4 protein-coding genes are annotated in these 1952 nt (G+C 44.7%); all 4 read right to left on the bottom strand.

Going from position 1 to position 1952, the window contains the following annotated elements; translation table 11 throughout:
* On the bottom strand, positions 1 to 305 hold a 305-nt coding region (locus BZG79_RS14925; RefSeq protein WP_242414214.1), incomplete at its 3' end, for an ABC transporter permease.
* Positions 302 to 838: a dTDP-4-dehydrorhamnose 3,5-epimerase gene (rfbC, locus tag BZG79_RS14920; protein WP_077679543.1), complete on the bottom strand. Its 537-nt coding sequence runs from the start codon at positions 836 to 838 to the stop codon at positions 302 to 304. The genes BZG79_RS14925 and rfbC, both read right to left, overlap by 4 nt.
* A 67-nt stretch (positions 839 to 905) precedes the next feature.
* Positions 906 to 1793 carry a glucose-1-phosphate thymidylyltransferase RfbA gene (rfbA, locus tag BZG79_RS14915; RefSeq protein WP_077679542.1) on the bottom strand — a complete coding sequence of 296 codons (888 nt, stop codon included), beginning with the start codon at positions 1791 to 1793 and terminating at the stop codon, positions 906 to 908.
* Between the two features lies 1 nt (position 1794).
* Positions 1795 to 1952, bottom strand: a 158-nt coding sequence (locus BZG79_RS16955; RefSeq protein ID WP_199877999.1) for a sugar nucleotide-binding protein, incomplete at its 5' end; no start/stop codon positions are given.

The raw sequence follows: 1952 nt of genomic DNA, 5'->3' as shown, positions 1-1952 counted from the left end.
TTTTTAACCAGGTTAATATTGTTTAAAATTACACTACTGGAGGTCGTCATCACTTCTGATATAAATATATGGCACAGTAAACCAACAAATAACATAAGCGCATAATCGGCCTGCTCTGCATTCTCTAAGTGCCATTTTGCTTTGAATACGACAACAAAAACTGTTGAGTATACGAGCAACATAAAGATTGGCGTTATGATTGTCCAAAGAAAGCCAAATAATGTCCCTTTATACTTCATTGCAAGCTCTCGACGCACTAACGTGTTGAGCAATAGGCTGTTTTTTTTGAAAGAAGAAAACATCATTTAATATCTTTAAATTTCATGCCCATTTTATCTTTGGCTGATAGAATAGCTTGACCTTCCAGTTGCCAGTCGATATTAAGATCTTGATCATTCCACTGAATACAAGCTTCATGCTTGGGTGCGTAATAGTCTGTTGTTTTGTAGAGCAGTTCAGCCACATCGGACAAAACACTAAATCCATGGGCTAAACCTGCAGGTACCCATAGTTGACGCTTGTTTTCAGCACTGAGTTCAGCCGTTACGACCTCGCCAAACGTGGGAGACTCAGGACGTATGTCAACGGCAACATCAAGCACTTTACCGAGTGCACAACGCACCAGTTTCCCTTGTGCATGAGCGGTTTGAAAATGTAATCCACGTACCACATTTTTAATGGAACGAGAGTGATTGTCTTGTACAAAGGTGACGGTTTGGCCGATTGCTTGCTCAAACTGCTTATGATTAAAGCTCTCAAAAAAGAAACCTCTATCGTCGCCAAACACTTTTGGTTCGATTAGGAATACATCGGCAATTTTTGTTGGTGTTGCGTTCATGCTTACTCCATATACCCTCACCGAGGCTTTATCTTAACCACCGTGAGGGCATTCTTTATAATGTGTTTTATTCGCCTTCAAGCAGATTGAGCAAATATTGACCATAGCCGTTTTTTGCAAGTGGTTTAGCACAACGCTCAAGCTGCTTTGCATCAATGAAGCCTTTGCGATAAGCAATTTCTTCTGGGCAAGCCACTTTCAACCCCTGACGGTGTTCGATGGTTTGGATAAAGTTTGTCGCCTCGATTAAGCTTTCATGAGTACCGGTATCTAACCACGCATAGCCACGGCCCATTCTTGCAACGGATAGTTCATCACATTCAAGATAAACACGGTTTAAGTCGGTAATTTCTAGCTCGCCGCGATGTGACGGGGTAAGTTGCTTGGCTCGTTCGACTGCTTTTTCGTCATAGAAGTACAAACCTGTTACCGCATAGTTGCTTTGTGGTGTTGTTGGTTTTTCTTCCAGTGAGCGGGCAGTCCCGGTTTCATCAAAAGCGACGACGCCATAGCGCTCTGGATCATGCACGTGGTAAGCAAAAACCGTGGCGCCCTCTGTTTTTTGATTCGCAGTGCTTAACAATGTTTGCAACGAATGGCCGTAAAATATGTTATCGCCTAAGATCAGCGCACTGGGGGCGCCATCAAGAAAATCTTCTGCAATAATCAGCGCTTGCGCTAGCCCGTCAGGCGATGCTTGTACTGCGTATTCAAGTTTTATGCCCCATTGGCTACCGTCGCCGAGCAATTGCTCGAATCTGGGCGTGTCTTGCGGGGTGCTGATCACTAAGATTTCATCAATGCCCGCTAGCATTAGGGTGCTTAGCGGATAGTAAATCATCGGCTTGTCGTAAATGGGCAGCAGTTGCTTGCTCACAGCGAGCGTCACTGGATAAAGGCGAGTGCCTGATCCACCCGCGAGGATAATCCCACGGCGTTTTTTTTGTGCTTTCATACTAGACTTCAATAAGTTCTTTTATCATTCGCTCAACCCCGCACTGCCATGTGGGCAAGGTTAAACCAAAACTTTGTTCAAATTTCGACACATCCAGTCGAGAATTATGAGGGCGAGCGGCAGCTGTCGGGTAATGAGAGCTAGGGACGGGTTCGACAG

The sequence above is a fragment of the Salinivibrio sp. MA427 genome (genome assembly GCF_001996115.1).
GTDB classification, from domain to species: domain Bacteria; phylum Pseudomonadota; class Gammaproteobacteria; order Enterobacterales; family Vibrionaceae; genus Salinivibrio; species Salinivibrio costicola.
Note: the sequence above shows the minus strand (reverse complement) of the source record. Positions and strands in the feature narration are given on the sequence as shown.